At 66.7% G+C, this 21,833-nt stretch carries 21 protein-coding genes; all 21 read right to left on the reverse strand.

The annotated features are described in order from the left end of the window. Positions 1-35: 35 nt before the first annotated feature. On the reverse strand, positions 36-1,499 hold the full coding sequence (locus TRAD_RS14780; RefSeq protein ID WP_013179427.1) for an NADH-quinone oxidoreductase subunit N: 1,464 nt from the start codon (positions 1,497-1,499) through the stop codon (positions 36-38). After that, the gene (locus TRAD_RS14785) at positions 1,496-2,983 is read right to left on the reverse strand and encodes a complex I subunit 4 family protein (RefSeq protein WP_013179428.1); all 1,488 of its coding nucleotides are present in this window, start codon (positions 2,981-2,983) and stop codon (positions 1,496-1,498) included. Before TRAD_RS14785 ends, TRAD_RS14780 begins: the two co-directional genes overlap by 4 nt. Then, positions 2,980-4,923 carry an NADH-quinone oxidoreductase subunit L gene (gene nuoL / locus TRAD_RS14790; RefSeq protein WP_013179429.1) on the reverse strand — a complete coding sequence of 648 codons (1,944 nt, stop codon included), beginning with the start codon at positions 4,921-4,923 and terminating at the stop codon, positions 2,980-2,982. Before nuoL ends, TRAD_RS14785 begins: the two co-directional genes overlap by 4 nt. Then, entirely contained in the window at positions 4,920-5,252 is a 333-nt protein-coding gene (nuoK, locus tag TRAD_RS14795; RefSeq protein ID WP_013179430.1) for an NADH-quinone oxidoreductase subunit NuoK, read from the reverse strand. The genes nuoL and nuoK overlap by 4 nt, the downstream gene beginning before the upstream one ends. Next, the gene (locus TRAD_RS14800) at positions 5,245-5,799 is read right to left on the reverse strand and encodes an NADH-quinone oxidoreductase subunit J (RefSeq protein WP_013179431.1); all 555 of its coding nucleotides are present in this window, start codon (positions 5,797-5,799) and stop codon (positions 5,245-5,247) included. The genes nuoK and TRAD_RS14800 overlap by 8 nt, the downstream gene beginning before the upstream one ends. A 94-nt stretch (positions 5,800-5,893) precedes the next feature. Next, positions 5,894-6,418 (reverse strand): NADH-quinone oxidoreductase subunit NuoI, encoded by a 525-nt coding sequence (nuoI, locus tag TRAD_RS14805; RefSeq protein ID WP_013179432.1) that lies wholly within the window; start codon positions 6,416-6,418, stop codon positions 5,894-5,896. Between the two features lie 10 nt (positions 6,419-6,428). Then, positions 6,429-7,457 carry an NADH-quinone oxidoreductase subunit NuoH gene (gene nuoH / locus TRAD_RS14810; RefSeq protein WP_013179433.1) on the reverse strand — a complete coding sequence of 343 codons (1,029 nt, stop codon included), beginning with the start codon at positions 7,455-7,457 and terminating at the stop codon, positions 6,429-6,431. Continuing rightward, positions 7,454-9,928: an NADH-quinone oxidoreductase subunit NuoG gene (gene nuoG, locus TRAD_RS14815; RefSeq protein WP_013179434.1), complete on the reverse strand. Its 2,475-nt coding sequence runs from the start codon at positions 9,926-9,928 to the stop codon at positions 7,454-7,456. The genes nuoH and nuoG overlap by 4 nt, the downstream gene beginning before the upstream one ends. 25 nt (positions 9,929-9,953) lie before the next feature. Next, on the reverse strand, positions 9,954-11,297 hold the full coding sequence (gene nuoF, locus TRAD_RS14820) for an NADH-quinone oxidoreductase subunit NuoF (protein ID WP_013179435.1): 1,344 nt from the start codon (positions 11,295-11,297) through the stop codon (positions 9,954-9,956). Between the two features lie 61 nt (positions 11,298-11,358). Then, positions 11,359-11,934, reverse strand: coding sequence for an NADH-quinone oxidoreductase subunit NuoE family protein (locus TRAD_RS14825; protein ID WP_013179436.1), 576 nt, complete (start codon positions 11,932-11,934; stop codon positions 11,359-11,361). 120 nt (positions 11,935-12,054) lie between these two features. Further along, the gene (locus TRAD_RS14830; protein ID WP_013179437.1) at positions 12,055-12,282 is read right to left on the reverse strand and encodes a hypothetical protein; all 228 of its coding nucleotides are present in this window, start codon (positions 12,280-12,282) and stop codon (positions 12,055-12,057) included. Between the two features lie 9 nt (positions 12,283-12,291). Then, positions 12,292-13,521 carry an NADH dehydrogenase (quinone) subunit D gene (gene nuoD / locus TRAD_RS14835; RefSeq protein ID WP_013179438.1) on the reverse strand — a complete coding sequence of 410 codons (1,230 nt, stop codon included), beginning with the start codon at positions 13,519-13,521 and terminating at the stop codon, positions 12,292-12,294. Then, positions 13,518-14,168 carry an NADH-quinone oxidoreductase subunit C gene (locus TRAD_RS14840; protein ID WP_013179439.1) on the reverse strand — a complete coding sequence of 217 codons (651 nt, stop codon included), beginning with the start codon at positions 14,166-14,168 and terminating at the stop codon, positions 13,518-13,520. Before TRAD_RS14840 ends, nuoD begins: the two co-directional genes overlap by 4 nt. Then, positions 14,165-14,701, reverse strand: coding sequence for a NuoB/complex I 20 kDa subunit family protein (locus tag TRAD_RS14845; protein WP_013179440.1), 537 nt, complete (start codon positions 14,699-14,701; stop codon positions 14,165-14,167). Before TRAD_RS14845 ends, TRAD_RS14840 begins: the two co-directional genes overlap by 4 nt. 11 nt (positions 14,702-14,712) lie before the next feature. Beyond that, a complete protein-coding gene (locus TRAD_RS14850; protein WP_041948193.1) occupies positions 14,713-15,042 on the reverse strand; it encodes an NADH-quinone oxidoreductase subunit A in 330 nt (109 codons plus the stop codon). Between the two features lie 261 nt (positions 15,043-15,303). Then, a complete protein-coding gene (locus TRAD_RS14855) occupies positions 15,304-15,786 on the reverse strand; it encodes a Fur family transcriptional regulator (RefSeq protein ID WP_013179442.1) in 483 nt (160 codons plus the stop codon). Positions 15,787-16,001: 215 nt separating this feature from the next. Further along, a complete protein-coding gene (locus tag TRAD_RS14860) occupies positions 16,002-16,982 on the reverse strand; it encodes a malate dehydrogenase (protein WP_013179443.1) in 981 nt (326 codons plus the stop codon). Positions 16,983-17,422: 440 nt separating this feature from the next. Further along, entirely contained in the window at positions 17,423-18,301 is an 879-nt protein-coding gene (locus TRAD_RS14865) for a ParB/RepB/Spo0J family partition protein (protein WP_013179444.1), read from the reverse strand. Further along, positions 18,285-19,043, reverse strand: coding sequence for a ParA family protein (locus tag TRAD_RS14870; protein ID WP_013179445.1), 759 nt, complete (start codon positions 19,041-19,043; stop codon positions 18,285-18,287). Before TRAD_RS14870 ends, TRAD_RS14865 begins: the two co-directional genes overlap by 17 nt. A 73-nt stretch (positions 19,044-19,116) precedes the next feature. Continuing rightward, positions 19,117-19,746, reverse strand: a complete 630-nt coding sequence (locus tag TRAD_RS15530) for a 16S rRNA (guanine(527)-N(7))-methyltransferase RsmG (RefSeq protein WP_049773154.1) — start codon at positions 19,744-19,746, stop codon at positions 19,117-19,119. 100 nt (positions 19,747-19,846) lie between these two features. After that, complete coding sequence (mnmG, locus tag TRAD_RS14880; RefSeq protein WP_049773219.1) at positions 19,847-21,715, reverse strand: tRNA uridine-5-carboxymethylaminomethyl(34) synthesis enzyme MnmG; 1,869 nt, start codon at positions 21,713-21,715, stop codon at positions 19,847-19,849. Between the last annotated feature and the right edge of the window lie 118 nt (positions 21,716-21,833).

The following is a 21,833-nucleotide window of genomic DNA, read 5'->3' on the forward strand; positions in this document are numbered from 1 at the left end:
AGCCGCGGCTGGCCCCTTAGGGTGACGCCGCTCGCCTAAAAGCCCGCGAGCAGGGGCCCCCCCACGCTCAGCCAGCCGTACCACCACCCCGGCAGGAGGCCCAGCAGCACCGTCCCGAGCGCCGCCACGCCGAGGGCGACGTTGGTCATCTGGCTGCGCGCGCGCTGCGGTTCGTACTCGGCTTCGCGGAAGTACATCGCGCCGACAACCCGGAAGTAGTAGACCACCGCCACGATGCTCGTAACGATACCCAGCACGGCCAGCTCGAGGTAGCCCGCTTGGATCGCCGCCTGAAAGACCAGCACCTTGCCGACGAAGCCGGCGAGCGGCGGGATCCCCGCGAGTGAGAGCATAAACACCGCCATGAGCGCAGCCAGGTAGGGGCGCGTCCGCCCGAGGCCGGCGAGGCGCTCGAGGTCGTCGCCGTGGTCGTTCGGGTCGGTGATGAGCGTCATCACGGCGAGCGCGCCGGCGTTCATCAGGGTGTAGGCGAGCAGGTACCAGACGACCGCCTGCGCCCCCGAGTTCGCCCCCTGGCCGGCGGCCAACACCGCTAGCCCCAAGTAGCCCGCGTGCGCCACCGCCGAGTAGGCGAGCATGCGTTTGACGGAGCGCTGCACGAGGGCGCTGAGGTTGCCGATCACCATCGTCAGGCCCACGAGCACCGCAAAGATCACCGGGACCACGGCGCCGAGCGCCGGGAAGACGGTGGCGAAGACGCGTAGAAGCGCTGCAAACGCCGCCGCTTTGACGACGACGCTCATAAAGGCCGTTACCGGCGTCGGCGCGCCCGTGTAGACGTCCGGCGCCCACTGGTGAAAGGGGGCGAAAGCGGCTTTGAACGCGAGCCCCGCGAGGATAAAGACCCCACCCAAGGCGGCGAGCAGCGGCTGGTCGAACCCTTCGGCGGAGAGGAGTGCGACGACGCCCGCGTAGGTAAAGTGCCCCGTGGCGCCGTACATCAGGGCGATCCCGTAGATCAAGAAGGCCGAGGCGAAGGCGCCCAGCAGAAAGTACTTCATCCCCGCCTCTTCGGATTCGCGCACCCCTTGGCGCCAAGCGGAGAGCACGTAGACGGCCAGCGAGAGGATCTCGAGCCCTAGCAGCAGGGTGATAAAGTCGCCCGCGGCCGCCATCACCATCGCACCCGTGGCGCTCAGCAGCACGAGCGGGTAGAACTCGGCGTGCTCGAGCCGAGCGCGCCCCAGGTAGGTGTAGGACATAAAGAGCGTCAGCGCCGTACCGAGGAGGATGACGACGTTGAAGGTAAGGGCCGCTTGGTCGGCGAGGTAGCGCAACCCGAACGACGAGAGCGTCTCCCCCGCGCCGCTGCGACCGAGCAGGAGGACGGTAAAGAGGAACGCCACCCCCACCCCGACGAGGCTGAGGAGCGCCGTAGGGCGGGTGCTGCGAAACCCGATCCCGAACACGATCCCGATGCAGGCCGTGACGAGCAGCGCAAGGGGCGGCGCAAGGGTGAGCCAGTTGATGTCGATCATTCGTCCTCCCCGTGGGTCGCGTCGGCCGCGAGGGCGGCGCCGTGCACGGCCGCCCCCTGTGCCGCAGGTTCAGCGAGCCGGGCGACCGTCCGCTGCGCGTGCGCGTCGATACGCGCGAGCTGCGGCTGAGGAAAGAGGCCGAACCACAAGATGGCGGTGAGCAGCGGGGCGAGCAGCGCGGCTTCCCCCCAGCGCAGCTCGCGCGTCTGCAGCGTAGCCTCACCCTGAAAGAGGCGCTGGTAGAGGTTGACCCCGTAGACGCCCGCCGCGATGACCGACAAGGTCGCCAAACCGCCCAAGAGCGGGCTGCGCTGAAAGGCGCCCATAAGGCTCATGAACTCGCCGGGGAAGTTGGCGAGCCCCGGCACGCCGATGCTGGCGAAAAGGGTAAAGAGCGTAACCGCCGCCAGACCGGGCGCGCTTTTGGCGAGCCCGCCGTAGGCGGTCAGGTCGAAGGTCTCGCGGCGCGCGTAGAGCATACCGGTGATGAGGAAAAGCCCCCCCGTCGAGAGCATCTGCGCGGCGAGCAGGTACATAGCGCCGTTCAGTCCCGCCAGGTAGAGGCCGAACACCCCGACGCCGACGATCCCCATGTGCGAGAGCGAGGCGTAGGCCAACAGGCGCTTGAGGTGCGTCTGCGCCGTGGCGATGACCGCCGCATAGACGGCCGTAAAGGCGGCCAAGGCGAGCAGGTAGGGCGAGGCCGCGGCCGCCGCCTCCGGGAAAAGGGGGAGCGCAAAGGCGAAAAAGCCCCAGCCGCCGACCTTGTAGAGCGTCCCGGCGGCGTCGGCGACCCCCGAGGGGTGGTTCTGCTCGTGAAAGTCGGGGAGCCACGCGTGCAGCGGCCAGAGGGGCAGCTTGACGGCGAAGGCGAGCGCGAAGGCGACAAACAGCGCGAGCTGCGTAGAGAAGGGGAGCGCTTGGGTCGCGGGCAGCAGGTCGGCCAGGCGGAAGCTCGGGGCGCCCGACAGGGGGCGCAGCGCCAGGATCGCCACCAGCATGAGAAACGACCCCGCCACGGCGTAGGTGAGGTACTTTAGCGTCGCCTGCCGTCGGCCCTCGCCGCCCCAGATCCCGAGGAGCAGGAGGCTCGGGATCAGGGTCGCCTCCCAGAAGACATAGAAGAGCACGAGGTCGGCCGCGAGAAAGATGCCGTTGAGCCCCGCTTGCATCAGGAGCAAAAGCGCCAAAAAGCCGCGCGTGCGCTCCCGGACGGCGAACGAGGCGTAGAGCGCTGCGGGCAGCATCACGGTAGCGGCGGCGAGCACCAGCACGCCCCCCGCCCCCGCCGGATCGAGTGACCAGTACAGGCCCACGGCCTCGATCCAGGGGGCTTCGAAGGGCTGGGCTTGCGGCAGCGCGAGGGCGAAAAGCCAGGTAAAGAGGGTGGCGAAAAGGACCACGAGGCGCTGCGCGCCGCGCGCGGGCAGCGCGAAGAGCGCGAGCGCACCGAACAGGGGGAGGAGGATCGTCCAGAGGGTCACGCGAGAACTCCCGAGAGGGCGACGAAAAAGACGAGGGCGGCGAGCCCCAAGAGCATGAGCAGCGCGTAGGCGCGCACGAACCCCGACTGCAGGAGGCTCGAGGCCCGCGCCAAGATCCCGACGCCCAAGGCCGTCTCGCCGAGGCCCTTGTCGATCAGCTCGCCGTCGACCACCCCGAAGCCCTGCGCGAGCGCCTCACCCGGGCGGACGAAGAGGCGGCGGTAGAGCGCGTCGAAACCGAGCGCCTCCTGCGAGGCGCGCTGCAGCGCCCCGGGGCGCGCTTCGCGCATGCCGCCGCGGTAGCGCAGGTAGCCGAGCCCTAGACCCAAAAAGGCCGCCGTCACCGAAAGGCCGATCAGCAACCACTCGACCGCCACAGGGGGGTGGCGGAACGACACGGCCGCTGCGGTCTCGAGCCAGGGCGCGATCAGGTTGGGAAAAGCGAACTCGGGCAGACCGATAAACCCGGCCACGGCGCTCAGCACCGCCAGCACGATAAGGGGCGTTGTCATAAGGGGTGGCGATTCGTGCAGGTGCGCCCGCGCTTCGGCGCCAAAGCGCTCCTCGCCGGCGAAGACGAGGTAGTACCAGCGGAACATGTAAAAGGCGGTGAGCACCGCCGTCGCGAGCAGCGTGAGGTAGATAAGAAAGCTCCCGTACCCGGCGATGAGCTCGGTGGTAAAGGCGTGGAGCAAGATCGCGTCTTTGCTGAAAAAACCCGAGAGCAGCGGCACGCCGGAGATCGCCAGGGTGCCCACGAGCGCGGTCGTCCCCGTGACGCGCATGTGTTTGCCGAGCCCACCCATCTTGCGCACGTCTTGTTCGCCGCCTAGCGCGTGGATCACCGAACCCGCAGCGAGAAAGAGGAGCGCTTTAAAGAAGGCGTGCGTCAGCACGTGAAAGATGCCGACCCAGTAGGCACCGACCCCGACCGCCACGAACATAAAGCCGAGCTGCGAGATGGTCGAGTAGGCGAGGATCTTTTTGATGTCCAGCTGTGACAGGGCGGCAAAGGCGGCAAAGAGCGCCGTGAGCGCCCCCACCCAGGCCACCGCCGCCGAGGCGGCGGGCGCGGCGGCGAAGAGCGGCGCGGCGCGCGCGACCAAGTAGACCCCAGCGGTGACCATCGTGGCGGCGTGAATCAGCGCCGAGACGGGCGTCGGGCCGGCCATCGCGTCGGGCAGCCAGACGTGCAGCGGGAGCTGCGCCGACTTGCCGCAGGCGGCTATGAGGTAGAGCAGCCCCAGAGTGGTCAGCACCGCCGAACCCGCGACCAGGCCGCCCGCCGCTTCGTTCACGGCGGCGATCTCGAGCGTCCCGAAGGTCTGGAAGGTGAGAAACATCGCCAGCAGAAAGCCGACGTCGCCGACGCGGTTGGTGATGAACGCCTTGCGCGCCGCGTCGGCGTTGAGGCGGTCGCGGTACCAGAAGCCGATCAGCAAAAACGAGCAGACCCCGACCCCTTCCCACCCGAGAAACATCAGCAGGAAAGAGTCGGCCATGACCAACACCAGCATCGACGCGACGAAGAGGTTGAGGCCCGCGAAGTAGCGCGCAAACCCCTCGTCGCCGTGCATGTAGCCGATCGAGTAGAGGTGGATTAAAAAGCCGACCCCGGTGATGATCAGCATCAGGGTAACGCTCAAGGGGTCGAGGACAAAGCCCAAATCGAGGCGAAAGTCGCCCGCTTGCAAAAACGACCAGAGCGGCACGTGCACGGTGCGCTCGGCGCGAAAAAGCAGGCTAAAAAAAGCGGCGAGCGAGAGGAAAAAGCCGATGCCGACCATTGAGGTCGCGAAGACGCCGGGGGCGGTGCCGCGCAGGTAGCGCCCGAAAAAGCCGCAGACAAAGGCCCCCAAAAGGGCGAAAAAGGGCGCTCCCGCCGCGAGCGAGGTCGCGTCGATGACGGTTACGGCGTCAGGGGGCACGGGCGCGGTCACAAGCGTACTCCTGAAAGGTTGTCGACGTCCGTCGAGTGACGGTAGCGGAAGATGGCGACCAAGATGCCTAAACCCACCGCGACCTCGGCGGCGGCCACGGCCAAGATGATAAACACGGCGACCTGCCCCGAGAGGGCGATCTCGGTGCCAGCTGCCGCCCAACCGCGCGCAAAGGCCACCAGCGCGAGGTTCGCAGCGTTTAACATCAGCTCGACCGACAAAAACACCATGATGGCGCTTTTGCGGGTCAGCACCCCGACCGCGCCGAGGGCGAAGATCAGCGCTGAGAGGGCGACGTAGTACTCGGTCGGTACGGAGGCGTCAAACACGGGTGAGCTCCCGCTCCGGCTCCCCGAAGACCTCTTCGTCCCCCTTTTCGCGGGCGCTGCGCTCGACGAGGCTCACCGCGCCGACGATCCCCGTGAGCAAAAGCACCCCGACGAGCTGAAAGGCGAGCACGAACTGGTTAAAGAGCACCCCGCCGAGCGCCCCCGCACCGCCGCCCGCGAGCGCGGCGGTGATCACCTGCGCGTCTGGCAGCTGGCGCGCGTCTAAAAACGCGGTCAGAGCGACCCCGGCTGCCGCGACGACCCCCGTCAGATAGGCCGCGGGCCGCACCCACGCGAGCCGCACGGTGCCCTCGTCACCCTCGACGTTAAGCAACATGATGACGAAGAGAAACAGCACCATGATCGCCCCCGCGTAGACGATCACCTGGATCGCCGCCAAAAAGTGCGCTTGCAAGGTGACGTACGTCACCGCGAGCGTGAGCAGCGTGCCGACGAGCGCGAGCGCCGCGTGCACGGGTTGGCGCAGGGTGATGACACCGAGTGCACCGAGAACCATCACGGCGGCGAGGAGGAAAAATGTCAGCATGGGGAGCTCCCTGTGCGCGACCCGGGGGCCGTGAGCCGTGAGACGTCGGGGCAGCTCCCGTGACCACCCACCGCTCGGAGCGCGGTACACGTCACTAGTAGTCCACCCCCTCGAGCTCCGGCCGGCTCCCCGCTTTGAAACCGAGCTGCACCGGTTTACCGAGCTTTTCCGCCTCGCGGCGCTGCCACTTGGAGCCCTTGACGCCGACCAACATGTCCTCTTTGCCGTAGACAAAGTCGTTGTAGCGAAAGTCGGACAGCTCGAACTCGTGGCCCAGCACCACCGCTCCCGTCGGGCACGCCTCCTCACAGAAGCCGCAGAAGATGCAGCGCAGCATGTTGATCTCGTAGATCTTGGCGTAGCGCTCCCCCGGCGAGGTGGGGTTCTCCGGGTCGTTTTCGGCCGCTTCGACGTAGATGGCGTACGCCGGACAGGCAGCGGCGCAGAGCGAGCAGCCGATGCACTTTTCTAAACCGTTCGGGTGGCGCAGCAGGTGGTGCCGACCGCGAAAGCGCGGTTTGATGTCGGCGGGCTGCTCGGGGTAGCGCACCGTCACCGGCTTTTTAAAGAGGTGCCCGAGCGTCACCCCCATCCCCTTGGCGATATCTAAAACACCCATCTCAACTCCTTTAGAGCACGAAGGCGATAATAGCCGCGGTCGCGATGGCGCTTAGAAGCGCGATCTCAAAGAGCCAGATCCACCCGAAGCGCATCAGCTGATCGTAACGAAAACGCGGCAGCGTGGCGCGCAGCCAGATAAAGAGAAACATAAAGAGCGCCATTTTCAGGATAAGCCAGACAAACGGCCACTCGGACATCCCCGGGATGATCTGGTCGACGAACGCCGGACCCCGCCAGCCCCCCAAAAAGAGCGTGCTGATAAAGGCGGCAGCCGTCATCATGTTGACGTACTCGGCCATCTGAAAGAGCGCCCACTTGATCGACGAGTACTCGGTGAGGTACCCCGCGACGATCTCCTGCTCCGCTTCGGGGAGGTCGAAGGGTGTCCGGTTCACCTCCGCGACGGCTGAGATGACGTAGGTCACGAACGCTATCCCTAGGGGTACCCAGAGCCACGGGCTCACCGACCACACCCCCGTATCGACGATCTCGCGCAGGTTAAGGGTCCCCGTAATCAGGATGACCGTAAGCGCCGAGAGCCCAAGCCCCAACTCGTACGAGATCATCTGCGCCGACGAGCGTAAACCCCCCAGGAGCGAGTACTTGGAGTTCGACGCCCACCCCGCCAAAAAGATCCCGTACACCCCGATGCTGGTCGCCGCAAAGACGTAGAGCAACCCGATGTCGAGGTCCATGATCCAGGGGTTAAAGCCGAACAGGCTGCCAGCGGGGCCCGCGGGGATGGCGCCAAACGCGGAGAGCGCGAAGGTGATCGAGATAAAGGGGGCCAAAAAGTAGACGAAGCGGTCCGAGGCCGAGACGACGATGTCCTCTTTGAAAATCGACTTGATCGCGTCGGCGATGGGTTGCAACAGCCCGAAGGGGCCGACGCGGTTCGGCCCCAACCGGTGCTGCATGCGCCCTAGGATCTTGCGCTCGATCACCGTCATGTAGGCAAACGCCCCGAGCAAAAGGACGCATAGCAGCAGCGCTTTGATAAAGGTGACGATTAAGGGGTCGTTGGGGGCAGGGGTCACGCGGTGATCTCCTCCGTGGCACCGGCCGGTTCGGCACCCACCGGCTCGGCGTCAACGAGCGGCAGCGGTTCGGGCGCCCTTTCGACCGAGACGTCGGTGACAAGCCCGACGGGCTGATCGAAAAGGGCGCCTAGGAGCATCAGGTCTTCGGGGAGGTCGGCGTCGCAGCGCACGACGGCGTCACGGGAGAAGCCGCCGGCACGGACCACCACCCGCTCACCGTCCGTGAGGCTGCGCGCGGCCGCCGCACGCGGGTGCAAGCGCAAGGGGGGATCGCCGTAGGCCGCGTGCAGCTTGGGGTTACGGGAGAGGCGCCCCAGCTTGATCAAGCTAGGCGTCAAGAGGAGCCGGGGGCCCGCCGGTGCCGCGCCCTCGGCTTCGGGGGTCGCACCCTCGGCGTCCTCCGCCGCGGCGCCTCCGGCGGGGGCCTCGCTGGGGGCGAGGTGCCCTTCCGGGTCGAGCGCCGCGAGGTCAAAGCCCAGCGCTTTGTTGAGCACCCGCCGCGCCGAACGCACGCTGCGCCCGTCTAAACGCGTCCCGAACGCCTCGCCGAGGGCGCGCACGACGCCCGTAAAGTCCTCCGAGAGCCCCCCGTCGACGGGCGCCGGGTGGACGCCTAGGTAGCGGCCCTCGAGGTTGACGAACGTCCCCTCCTTTTCGTAACCCGTCTTCGCGGGGAGCACCACGTGCGCGAGCTCGGTCGTCTCCGTCGGGAAGCTTTCGTGGACGACGAGCAGCTCGAGCTCCGCGAGGTGCGCCCGCAGCGGCGCGCTTTTGGCAGGGTTGAGCTGCGACACAAAGAGCGCGCGCGAACCCCGCAGCAGCTCGGCGTACCCCGCCGGCGAGGTGACCCCCGTCGCCTCGAGCCCGTACGAGTTGGCCATCGGCCCGAGCTTCATCACCTTCGCCCCGACCGCTGCGGCGAGGCGCTGGGCGGCAGCGGTCGCGCGCGCCGAGGCGAGGACGAAGGCGCCGAGGACGATGACGGGGTTTTGGGCCGCCTCCAAGCGCTCTTTCAGCGCGCGCAGGCGTTCGGGCTCGAGGCCCAGCGCCTCGCCGTCCCCCGCGAGCACCCCCTCGAAGAGCGCCGCTTCCTGCCCCGCGGGGTAGATCAGCGTCTCCCCCGCGTGCCTAGCGAGGCTCACGCGGTAGGGCGCAGCGACGGTGAGGATCTCCCGCTTGCGCGGCATCCGCTCTTTGAGGCGCAGGTCGGCGATCGGCACCCCGTGCGGCAGCAGCTTGGGGGGCGCCACCCCTTTAAGGGCGTCTTTGATGCGCAGGTCGAGCGTCGGCACCTCCTCGGTGGGGTCGCCGACGACGAAGAGGGCGTCGCTCGTGGCGACGTCCGTGAAGGTCGCCGGGTTCGGCGAGATGAGCGAGGCCGCCGGGCGCGGGAAGTGCTCGGCGTGTCCACCCAGGTGCGCCGCGAGCGCCCTGGCAGCCACGCCCTCCTCGAGGGTCGCGTCCGCGCGCAGCACCACCCCGACGGGGGCGCCGGCGAGCGCCCCCAGGCGCTCCCTAATAAACGCCGCCGCCTCCTCCCACGAAGCCGGCACGAGCCGCCCGTCGCGGCGCACCAGGGGTGTTTTGAGGCGGTCGGGGGCGTCGACGTACTCGTGCCCGAAACGGGTGCTGTCGTCGATCCAGTCGAGGTTGACCTGCGTGTTGCGCGCCGCTTTGATGCGCTCGATACGGCCCGTGCGCGCGTCCACCGTAATCGCCGCCCCCGAAGCGTCATCAGGTGAGGTCGTGCGGGTGTGGTCGTACTCCCAGTTGCGCCCGCGAAAGCGGCTGGTGGCGTCTAAGAGCGCCCCTACCGGGCAGATGTCGGTGATGTTACCCGTAAAGGGGCTCGGCAACCCCTCGTCGACGGTACCGATATAGGTGTGGCCGCCGCGCTCCATAAAGTCCAGCACCTCGTCGCCCGGCACCTCTTCAAAGTAGCGGACGCAGCGCTTGCAGTGGATGCAGCGTTCGCGGTCGAGGGTGATCAGCTCGGAGAGGGCGTGATGCTTTTCCTGGTGGCGCTTGTCGAACTGAAAACGCGACACCCCTTCGCCGTACTCGTAGGCGCGGTCTTGCAGCTCGCACGCCCCCCCCTTGTCACACACGGGGCAGTCGAGCGGGTGGTTGATGAGGGTAAACTCCATCATCCCCGCCTGCGCCCGTTTGACCTCTTGGGAGAGCGTGTCGATCACCATCCCCTCCATGATGGCCGTCGTGCAGGTCGCCATCAGGTTGGGAAAGTAGAAGATCTTGGGTTCCCCCGACTCGTCGCGGATCCAGTCGTTCGTGTCGCGGTCTTTGCGCGGCGCGCCGATCTTGCCGAGGCACAACCGGCAGGCGCCGATGGGCGACATGTACTCCTGCGAGCAGAAGTAGGGCACGTCGTACCCCGCGGCGAACACCGCGTCGATGGCGCTGGTCCCGGGCTCCAAATCCAGCTCGACGTCGTTGACCCGAACTTTCATCGCGTCGTCCTCGCGTGGCGTGTGGCTAGGCGTCTTTCCACCAGCTGCTCCTTGTGTACATCGGTCGCCCGTGGGCGATGAGGTACTCGTACTCGTCTCTAAAGTGCGCGATGCTCGACAGCACCGGCCCCAAGCAGGCGTCGGCCAGGGGGCAGAAGGCTTTGCCCTTGATGTTCTCGGCCATCATCTCGATCAGTTCCAAGTCACCCGCCTCACCGAGGCCGGCGACGAGCTTCTGGTACATCTTGGTCATCCACCCCGAGATCCCCTCGCGGCAGGGGGTGCACTTGCCGCACGACTCATGGGCGTAGAAGCGGACCAGGTTCCAGGTGGCGTTGACGATGCACTTGTCGCGCGGGATGAGGATCACCCCGCCGGTCCCCAACATGCTGCCCTTTTTGACGATCGCCCCATAGTCCATCGGGGTGTCCAAGACGTCGTCGGTAAAGGGGAGCATGGGCGTCGACGAACCGCCCGGGATGAGCGCCTTGACCGGTTCGGTGACACCGCCGCCGAGGTCGAAGATGAGCTCGCGAAAGGTCGCCCCCATGGGGAGTTCGTAGACCCCGGGGCGCACCGCCGGACCGCTCAACTGGTAGAGCTTGGTCCCTTTGGAGTCCTCGGTCCCCATCGCCGCGAACCAGTCCGCGCCGCGGCTGATGATATGCACCACGCTCGCTAGGCTCTCGACGTTGTTGATCGTCGTCGGCAGCCCGTAGACGCCCGCTTGCGCCGGGAAGGGGGGCTTGAGGCGCGGGTTGGCGCGCAGCCCCTCGAAGGAGTTCATCAGCGCCGTCTCCTCACCGCAGATGTACGCCCCGGCGCCGCGGTGCAAGATGACGTCGAAGTCAAAGCCGGAGCCGAAGAGGTCGCGGCCCAGCAGGCCCTCGGCTCTGGCTTCGGCGATCGCCTCCCGCAAGCGCTCGTAGGCCCGGTAGTACTCGCCGCGGATATAGAGCACCCCTTTGGTCGCGCCGATGGCGTAACCCGCGATCGCCATCCCCTCGAGCAGCTGATGCGGGTCGTCCTCCATGATGTAGCGGTCTTTGAACGACCCCGGTTCCGACTCGTCGGCGTTGCAGACGATAAAGCGTTGGCGGCCGTCGACGGGCGGCATAAACGACCACTTGACCCCGGTCGGGAACCCCGCCCCCCCGCGCCCGCGCAACCCCGAACGCTTGACCTCGTCAGTGACCTCGGCGGGCTTCATGCCGGTGAGCGCTTTTTTCAGCGCCTCGTACCCACCGTGCTGGCGGTAGTAGGCGAGCGTGTGCGCCCCCTCGACGCCGACGTGTTTATAGAGGACGACCTCGAAGCGCGGATCTGTGCGCGAGGTGATCGCCCTGGGTTTGTCAGCAACAGCGGTCATACTTACCCCTTAAGTCACGAGTGCTGAGTACCGAGCGCCGAGTGTGCCTTTTACTCATCACTCAGTACTCGGCACTGATTTCTGGTTTCTCGGCCCCCTCGTTGTCGCCCCCGCGCTCGCGCCACGGCGCCGGCTCCTCACCGCGCCGCAGCGCTGCAAGGAGCGCCTTGCAGCGCGACGGGGTGACGCGCTCGTAAAAGGTGTCGTTGACCTGCAGCACGGGCGCCGTCCCGCACGACCCCAAACACTCGACCTTCTGCAAGCTAAAGAGTCCCTCGCGGTCGGTTTCGCCGCTCACCAGACCGGTCTCTTCGGAGATAAAGTCGTACATCTCGTCGGCGCCCGCAAGCGAGCACGAGAGCGTCGCACAGATCTGCAGGTGATACTTGCCGACCGGCAGCTCGTGGTAGGTCGAGTAGAAGCTCATGACCCCTTTGACCTCGGTGGCGTGGAGCCCCAGAATCTCGGCGATCTCCTCGATGCGCGCTTCGGAGATGTGACGCTCCGCGCGCTGCACCTCCCAGAGCAGGGGCATCACGGCGCTGCGGCGGCCGTACTCGGGGTAGCGCCCGAGGATCTCCGACAAGACGTCCTGCTTGTCGGCGAAAAAGGGTTTGTGCGTCTTCAGCTCGATCATGCCCGGTTCCTGTCCGCGCGATAACCTAGCTCCCGACGCTCCGCGCTGATGTTGCGACTTGGGTGATCTGTCTTCATCCTGCTCCTACTGACGTGCGCTGAGCCGACCGAGCGCAGCGCCTCACGCGCCGGGCTCCGAGGTGTCGTCGGCGACCTCGCGGCTCTCTTTGCGGATGGTGTTAAGACCGGCAATAGCGGCGGCGCTGCAGACGGCGCCGACGACCAACCCCACCGCCAAGCTCTGCAGCAGCAGGCCGAAAAGGGCGCCAAACGCCGCACCGACGCCCAGCCCGGCGAAAACGGCGGTCAGACGGTTTGCACGCTCTTGCTCGCGGGTTCGTTTACGCATACTGACCCGTCACTTGTCGACGTCGCCGAGCACCGGGTCGAAGGTCGCGATGTTGACGACCATGTCCGCGAACAAGCCGCCGACGCACGCGGGCTCGAGGCTCTGCAGGTTGATAAGGCTGGGCACACGCACCTTGACGCGGTAGGGCATGCTGCCACCGTCCGAGACGAGGTAGTAGCCGAGCTCGCCGCGCGCCGACTCGGTCGGCACGTAGACCTCGCCGCGCGGGGGGTGAAAGCCCTCGGTGACCAACTTGAAGTGAAAGATCACCGCCTCCATCGAGGTCTCGAGCTCCTCGCGGGGGGGCAGCGAGATGCGCCTGTCGGGGTCGCGGATGGGGCCGGGCTCGAGCTTGTCGAGCGCCTGTTCGACGATGCGGAGGCTTTCGCGCATCTCATAAAAGCGCACCATAAAGCGGTTGTAGGCGTCCCCCGCCGTGCTGGTCGGCACCTCGAAGTCGTAGTCCTCGTAGCCGCTATAGGGTTGCGCCTTGCGGAAGTCTAGGGGCACGCCCGAGGCACGCAGCGACGGGCCCGTAAGGCCGTAGTCGAGTGCGGTCTCCTTGGAGATCACCCCCACGCCCTTGGTGCGGTTGACGAAGATGTCGTTTTTGGCGAACATCGCCGCGTACTGGTCGAGCATCCGCGGAAAGCGCTTGATAAAGGCGCGGGTCGCCGGGACGAACTCGTCAGGTAGGTCGCGCGACAACCCCCCGACGCGGAAGTAGCCGTAATTCATCCGCACGCCGCAGACCATCTCGAAAAGGTCCATGATCGCCTCGCGCTCGCGGAAGGTGTAAAACAGCAGCGTCAGGGCGCCCATGTCGAGAATTCCCGTGCCGAGAAAGACGAGGTGGCTCGCGATGCGGTTGAGCTCCGTTAAGATCACCCGGATCCGCTGCGCCCGCTCGGGTACCTGCGCGCCGACGAGCTTTTCGGCCGACAACACGTACGCGAGGTCGTGGCCGAAGCCGTGGAGGTAGTCCATCCGGTTCGAGTAGGTCACGCCCTGCTGGTAGGTGCGGTTTTCCATGGTCTTCTCAAAGCCGGTGTGCAGGTAGCCGATCTGCGGGGTGATGCGCGCGATGCGCTCCCCGTCGAGGTCGACGACGAGCCGCAACACGCCGTGCGTCGAGGGGTGCTGCGGTCCGACGTTGATCCGCATGTATTTGGTTTCGAGGGTGCCCTTCGGCGCGTCCTCGGCGGTCGCCTCCGGGGCGTAACCCGCTTGACCGATCATCCCGTCTCCCCTGTGGTGCCATGACGTTCGGGCTCCGCTTTGAGCCCGTCGCCGCCGAGCCCTGTACCGGCGACGCTCTGGCTGACGACCCCTTTGCGCGCACCCCCGCGCCACCCCGTGAGCCCCGAAGCCTGCCCCGTCATCCCCGCGCGAAAGGCTGCCGGGTCGATAAACCGCCCCTCGTTAAAGAGGGTCGGCGTTTCGCCCAGCGGAAAGTCCTTGCGGTGCGGGTGCCCGTCTAAGTCCTCGGGGGTGAGCAGCTTGCGCAGATCCGGATGCCCCTCGAAGGGGATGCCGAACATGTCGTAGACCTCGCGCTCCATAAAGTTGGCGCCGCGCCACAGCGGGGTGATCGTCGGCAGCGCCTCGCCGTCATCGAGGTCGACGCGGATAAAGAGGCGTTCGTTGTGGGTAAGGCTGTAAAGGTTGTAGACCACCGTAAAACGCGCTCCCTGGTGGCCGGGGTAGGTCAGGTAGTCGATACCGAAGATGTCCGAGATCATCTCGAAGCCGGCGTTTTTCGCCGTCCTCACGGCGTCGACGAGGCGCTCTTTGGGTACGGTGACGCTGACCATACCCTTAAACTCGTTCCGTTTCGCACCGTAGCGCAGGCGGAGCGATTCGGCAGTCCTTTGCAGAAGCGTCACCGCGTCCACCCCTGGACCATCGGTAGCGCGACGCCCCGTTGGTCGAACGCCTCGCCGCGCACCTTCTTCTGCAGCTGCATCACCGCGTACACCAGCGCCTCCGGGCGCGGCGGGCAGCCCGGTACGAAGACGTCGACCGGCACCACCGAGTCGACGTTCTGGACGATCGCGTAGTTGTTAAACATCCCCCCCGACGACGCGCAAGCGCCCATCGAGATCACCCACTTGGGGTCGGGCATCTGGTCGTACACGCGGCGCATCACCGGCGCCATCTTTTTCGACAACCGCCCCGCGACGATCATGACATCGGCCTGCCGCGGCGAAGCGCGGAACACCTCCGAGCCGAAGCGCGAGAGGTCGTGCCGGGCGTTCGTCGACTGCATCATCTCGATCGCGCAGCACGCGAGCCCAAAGGTCGCCGGCCAGAGGCTGTTCGAGCGCCCCCAAGCGACGAGCTTCGAGAGCGTCGAGAACAAGATTCCCTCGTTCTCAAGCTCCTGCACGTCTTTCTCAAAAAGGTCTTTGAGCGCCACCTAGGCTCCTCCTAACGCCACGCCAGCACACCCTTGCGTAACACGTAGATGTAGCCGACGGCGAGGATGGCGATAAAGATAAGGCCCTGCACGAACAAAAATTGCGGCTCGACCTGAAAGTGCACCGCGAGCGGGTAGAAAAAGGCCGCTTCGATATCGAAGATGATAAAGAGCATGGCGACGAGATAGAAGTGCACGGGGAAGCGCTCGCGCGCGCTCGAGGTGCTCGCGATCCCCGACTCGTACGCCGCCAGTTTGTCTTCGCTCGCCTTTTTCGGACCGATTAACCCACCGACCAAAAGCGCCAGGGCGCCGATGAGGCCGGCGGCCAAAAACATCATCAGTAAGTTGAGGTACACAGGTTGACAACTCCTTTCGAGAGGGTCAAGCTTACGGTGACGGCGTCGCGCTGCGCGGCCCTAGGGATGCAGGACGGTTGGCGGTGCTCACGAGGGCGCACGTAGCACCCGGACGCACTCGTGCCGCTTTTCACAGCTTCGCAATTTTATCACTTCTGCGTTTACCTGAACAAGGGTGAAGAGCGCTTTCCGAACGCGCTTATTCCGAGCCAAACGCTCGGTGTTCACCCGCCAACACCCCCTTTAGGGGGTGGCCTGACGGGGTTCGCAGGCGCCCTCCTGCGCCCGCTGACACGCCGGGCAGAGGCCGAGAAGGTCGAGGTTGGGCTCGTCGATCTGCCAACCCGAGTCGCTTTCGGCCCGCTGTTTCAAAAACGTCTTGAGGGGCAGGTGCGCAACTGTCAGCTCGGGGAGGTCGAGGATGGCCCCGCAACCTTTGCAGATGAGGTGGTGGTGAGGGCCGACGTTGGAGTCGTAGAGGGCCTCGCCGCTAACCCCCGCGAACTCGCGCACGAGCCCGGCGTTTTTCAGCACGCCGAGGTTGAGGTAGACGGTCGAAAGGCTCAGCGCCTCGCCGCGGCGCTTGAGCTCGAGGTAGAGCTCCTCGGCGCTGACGTGCGTGTCCCGCTCGCTAAAGTAGCCCAAGATGACCTCCCGCGGACGGCTGTAACGCAAGCCGCGTTCGTGCAGGATCTCCCTCGGCGTCTGACCCTTCCCTCGCTCCATCGCCTTCCTCACTCGACAGCCTCACCACCTGAGTAGCCACGCCACCCACCTTAGAGGCACCTATACGGTGAGTTTAGCACGCCTCCTTAAAATCGGAACGGCTCCGATATCACATAACCGCCGTCACCGAGACCGAGTGGCACGCTAAGTCTAGCGCCCGCACGGGCGGGAAGCCGGCGGGCACCAGACTACCCCGTGCTGCCGAAGCCGGACGGTTACCCTAGCAGATGGGCTACCGCCTCACGCTCCTCGATCAGCTCGGCCTCGCTCGCCCGCATCTTCTGACGGATAAAGTCGCCCACCTCTAAGCCCTCGACGACGCGGATCGTACCACCGGCCGTAGTCACCGGAAACGAATAGATGAGCCCCTCGGCGACCCCGTAGGCACCCGTGCTGGGGATCGCCATACTCGTCCAGTCGCCTTCCGGCGTTCCAAGGACCCAGTCGCGCATGTGGTCGATCGCCGCCGAGGCGGCCGAGGCGGCGCTCGAGGCGCCCCGCGCTTCGATGATCGCCGCGCCCCGCTTCTGCACGGTCGGCATAAAGGTGTCGCGGACCCACGCGTCATCGACCACCTCGGTCGCTGGTCTCCCCCCGACCGTGGCGTGCGTCAGGTCGGGCACCTGGGTGCTCGAGTGGTTGCCCCAGATGGTCATCCGGCGCACCTCGGCGACCGCCACCCCCGCCTTCTGAGCGAGCTGGCTGAGCGCGCGGTTGTGGTCGAGGCGGGTCATCGCCGTAAACTGCTCGGGGCGCAGATCGGGGGCGCTGCGCATGGCGATGAGCGCGTTTGTGTTGGCCGGGTTGCCGACGACGAGCACCTTGACCTCGCGGCTGGCCACCTCGTTCAGCGCTCTCCCCTGCTCGGTAAAGATGTGGCCGTTCGCCTCGAGCAGGTCACGGCGCTCCATCCCGGGGCCGCGGGGGCGTGAACCGACGAGCAGCGCGTAGTCGGCCCCCTCGAAGGCGACCTTGGCGTCATCCGTGGTCGTTACACCGTGGAGCAGCGGAAATGCCCCGTCGTGCAGCTCCATCACCACCCCTTCAAGCGCTTTCATCGCGGGGGGGATTTCCAAAAGCTGTAAGATGACCGGCTGATCCGGCCCCAACATGTCACCCGCAGCGATCCGAAAAAGAAGCGCGTACCCGATCTGCCCAGCTGCTCCCGTCACCGCTACCCGCACCGGTTGCTTCACGTGACACTCCTTTCAAAGCGGCTCCCTTGACCGCCACTTAACGTGTCGGCGGTCACGGCTCGTAGCGCACCACCAGGGCGACCGCGGAGGCCTTTCGAGAGCTACCTAGAGGCGCGCACGGGCTCACACCGACACAAACGGCTCTACTCTATCACCCCGCACCGCCTCCGGCCGCTCGCCACTCCGAGTGTACGGCACGCCCTGCAGCGCGGCGTCGCGACGCCGCGCTGCGAGGCGGTTTTATCGGGCAGTCGTCACCAGAGCTCGCGCGGTGAGGTGCGACGGCTGCGCCCCAGTACTAGCTGCGTCCGCGCCCCGGTACGGGCGCCGATCTCGGCGGGCCGCTTAACCGTGAGGTAGGGTCGCGCGACCGCCCCGCTCCTGTTTCACGTGAAACATCCCGGTTGGCGTGCGGCTCACCAAGGCGGTTGCGGTGGGGCTCAGGCTCGGTAGTGGAGCAGCTCGAGGAGGCGCTGCAACTCGTCGGGGGAGAAGAAGTGGAGTTCGATGCGCCCCTTTGTCGCCCCGACAATGCGAACTTTGGTACCGAGGTGGCGCGTGAGACCCGCCTCGAGGTGCGCTCGAGCCGCGACCTCGTCCTCGGCGTGCGGTGGTGCCGTCGGTGCGGGCGCTTTGGTGCGTCCCTCGGGCACCCCCCCTCCAGCAACGGCCTCGGCAGGGTACTCGAGCCGCTCGGCTTGACGCACCGACAACCCCTCCTCGAGGATGCGCCTTAGCGCCCAGGGGCGCGCCGCTTCGGGAAGCGACAAGATCGCGCGCGCGTGCCCTGCGGAGATGCGCCCTTCGTCGAGCGCAGCTAGCGCCTCACCGTCGAGCTGCAGCAGCCTCAGCGTGTTGGCGACCGCACTCCGGCTCTTCCCCACCGCCTGCGCGACCGCCTCCTGGTTGAGGCCAAAGTCCATCAGCTGCTTAAAGGCGCGCGCCTCCTCCACCGCGCTGAGGCTCTCGCGCTGCAGGTTTTCGATCAGGGCGATTTCGAGGGTCTCGCGGTCGGTCAGCGGTTTGACGATCGCCGGTACCGTCGCCAACCCGACCTGCTGCGCCGCACGGAAGCGCCGCTCGCCAGCGACGATCTCGTAACCCGAGTCGGCGGGGCGGACGAGCAGGGGTTGCAACACCCCTTTCTGCGCCACCGAACTCGCCAACTCGGCGATCGCCGCAGGGTCGATCCGTTTGCGCGGTTGAAACGCCGACACCCTGAGCGCCTCAAGGGGGAGCTGCTCGATACCGCGACCTTTTTCTACCTTGGGCAAGAGCGCGTCGAGGCCCCGCCCCAGGCTGCTACGTTTGGCTGACACGCGCGATCACCTCTTCAGCGAGACGACGATAGGCTTGCGCACCCTGCGATGAAGGGGCGAAGGCGAAGATCGACTGACCGTACGAAGGCGCTTCGGCGAGCCGGACGTTGCGCGGGATGACCGCTTCAAAGACGAGCTCACCGAAGTGTTGCCGAACGTTCGCCTCGACCTCTTGCGACAACCTCGTCCGACTGTCGAACATCGTGAGCAAAATCCCGAGCACCTGCAGCTTGGGGTTGAGCGAGCTGCGCAACCGCTCGACCGTCTCCATCATGCCCGCGATCCCCTCGAGCGCGTAGTACTCGGTCTGCAGAGGGATCACGAGGTGGTCGGCGGCCACGAGCGCGTTCAGCGTCAACGCGCCGATCGAAGGGGGAGCGTCGAGCACGATAAAGTCGAAGTTGGGGCGCACACCGATAAGCGCTTTTGTCAAAAGCCGCATGTTCTCCGAGGTCGCGTCGAGCTCGAGGGCGGCTCCGGAGAGCTCCATCGAGGCGGGCAACACCTTGAGGTCGGGGAGCTCGGTGTCGGCGACAGCGCGGCGGGCCGAGACCTCACCGATCAAGACGTCGTAGACGGTGCGCTCCGGTGAGCGGATGCCGAGCCCGCTGCTCGCATTCGCCTGCGGATCGAGGTCGACGAGGAGTACCCGACGCCCTTCGGCAAGCGCCGCAGCGAGGTTGATCGCGCTCGTCGTCTTCCCCACGCCACCCTTTTGGTTGATCACCCCCACGATCGGCAACGTCGTCCTCCCAGAGCCGAAAACTGCAGCGCGCGGAGCGCCACGCGGTATCGCAAGCCGCATAGCCGCCGTGCTACCCGGCAGCAGGCGATGGCAAGGCGCTCGGAGGCGCCTCGAAGCGTAACCCGATTACCCTACCATGTGCCGGCAGCGGTGCGGAGAGCAGGGTGAGGGGCCGCTTTGCAAGGCCCGACACCGCTGCCAACTCCGCGTGTAGCGCCGCGTCATCGTCACCGCGGCGGGCGACGAGCGTCACCGCAGCACCGTGAAGGTGCGCTGTCGTGGTGTAGAGGAGGGGAAAGCTGCCCACCGCTTGCGCCGTTACCCACGCCACGCGCCCCACGTCGTCCGGGGACAACGCACGCGCGTCGGTAGCCATCACGCGGACGTTAGCGAGCTGCAGGTGGGCGACGACGAGTTCGAGAAAGCGTGCACGCTTGCGCCGCCGCTCGACGAGGATCAGCGGCGCGTCCGGAAAGCGAAGCGCCAGGGGGATACCCGGTAGCCCGACCCCCGAGCCGAGATCGAGAAGACGCTCAGCGGGGGAGAGGTGCGGCTCGATGAGATCGGCGTACACCAAGCTCTCCGCCACTTTGTCCTCGAAGTTCTCGATGGCGCGGGGCGACATGAGGTCGAGTGCGCCGCTATAGCGGCGCACCAGCGCCGCATAACCGGCGAGCTGCGCCGCGAGGTCATGTTTCACGTGAAACATCTTATCTGCAAAGACGTCAGCACGGTCTTCCGTGCCCTCTCGTCAACGCGGCGGCGCCGCAACGGCGAGGTTTTCCGGGGATGGCCACCCGTTAGGCGGATGACGCAGCGAGGGGGGTGTCGCCGCTACGCCGCCTGCAGTGCACCAGCAGCGCGGTCAGGTCGCTGTCACGTACGCCGCGCAGCCGCCCAGCTGCACCCAGGGTCGCGGGCCGCTCCCGCAGCAGCACTTCGAGCCCCTCCGCCGAAAGACTCCCCACGCGCCGGAAGTCCGTCCGCGTGAGGTCGAGCGTTTCATAGGCGGCGCGCGCCTGCAGTTCGCGGCGGCTGCGTTCGATGTAGGCGGCGTACTTCGTGAGGATCTCGACCTTGCGCGCCTCTTCAGGCGACAGCGGCGGCGTCGGGGGACCGAGGCGCTCGAGGAGCGCGGCGTAATGCATTCCGGGGCGGCAGAGCACGCGGTCTGCGGGCACCCCGTCGATACGCGTGCGCCGCAAGCGTTCGAGCTCGGCGGCAACCGCAGCTTCGCTCCGGCGCAGCGCGCGCAGCGCCGCGTCGTCGCGCAGCCCCCAAGCGTGGCCGAGGGGCAAGAGCCGCTCATCGGCGTTGTCCTGGCGGTGCAGGAGGCGGTACTCGTTACGCGAGGTGAGCATCCGGTAGGGCTCATCGATCCCCCAACGCACAAGGTCGTCGAGGAGCACGCCGATGTACCCTTCGTCGCGGCGGACGCTCACCGGTCTTTGCCCCGCAGCGAAGCGCGCCGCGTTGACGCCGGCGACGAGGCCCTGCGCCGCGGCCTCCTCGTAACCGCTCGTGCCATTGATCTGCCCCGCGCTAAAGAGGCCCGGTAGGCGTTTAGACATGAGCGTTGTGTCCAGCTGGGTGGGGTCGAGCGCGTCGTACTCTACCGCATAAGCGTAGCGCTGGATCACCGCCCTTTCAAACCCCGGCAGGGTGCGGATCATCTCGTCTTGCAACGCGGGCGGCATGGAGCTCGAAAACCCTTGCAGGTAGACCTCGCTCGTCCCCGCACCGTCGGGTTCGACAAAGAGCAGGTGGCGCTCCTTGTCGGCGAAGCGAACGACCTTGTCCTCAATAGAGGGGCAGTAGCGCGGCCCACGCCCCTCGATCTCGCCGCCATACATCGCCGAGTGCGCCAGGTTGGCCTGGATCAGGGCGTGCGTCTCGGGGGTGGTGTGGGTGAGCCAGGTCGGGCTGCTCGTCGCCCGAGGTCCCGGCGAGCCGCTGAAGGAACCCGGCGGGTCGTCCGCCGGGACGACCTCGAGCACCCCGAAGTCGACCGAGTCGGCGCGGATCCGCGGCGGCGTACCGGTTTTAAACCGCAGCAGTGCGTGCCCCGTCGCCCGCAAGCTGCGCGAGAGGTGACGCGCCGGCGCCTCCCCTTGGCGGCCCGCAGGCCGCTGCTGTTTGCCGTACCACACCACCCCGGCGAGAAAGGTCCCGGTGCACAGCACGACGCTCGGCGCGCGGAGCACCCGACCGTCGGTGAGGCGTACGCCCCTGAGCTGCGGGGCATTACCGGTCGCCGTTACGAGCAGCTCGGCGATCTCCCCGCGGACGATCTCGATCCCGGGGGTCGCCTCGACGAGCGCGCGCGCCGCCGCCGCGTAGTCGTCGCGCTCATTTTGTACCCGTAGCGACTGGACCGCCGGGCCCTTGCTGGCGTTAAGCGTCCGGGCGTGAATCGCTGTGGCGTCGGCAAGGCGCCCCATGACCCCCCCCAGGGCGTGCACCTCAAAGACAAGCTGCGACTTGCCGGGCCCTCCGATAGCCGGGTTGCAGGGCATCAGCCCGATCTTGTCGGGGTTGGGGAGCGTCAGGGCGACGCGCGCACCCAAGCGGGCCGCCGCGTGCGCCGCCTCAATCCCAGCGTGTCCGCCCCCGACGACCACGACATCGACCTCGCGCTCACCTCTCGTTACCCCTTGTCCGCTGCGCATCTCGCTCACCCCACTAGGGTAAACCTTTTACGGCGCAGTCGCCTAACGCAAGCGACGTGCTTGGCAGGGTGGGCGCGACCGGTAACGCCACGGTTTGTGGCGGGCGAGACAGCTCAGA

This window comes from Truepera radiovictrix DSM 17093, from assembly GCF_000092425.1.
Lineage (GTDB): Bacteria > Deinococcota > Deinococci > Deinococcales > Trueperaceae > Truepera > Truepera radiovictrix.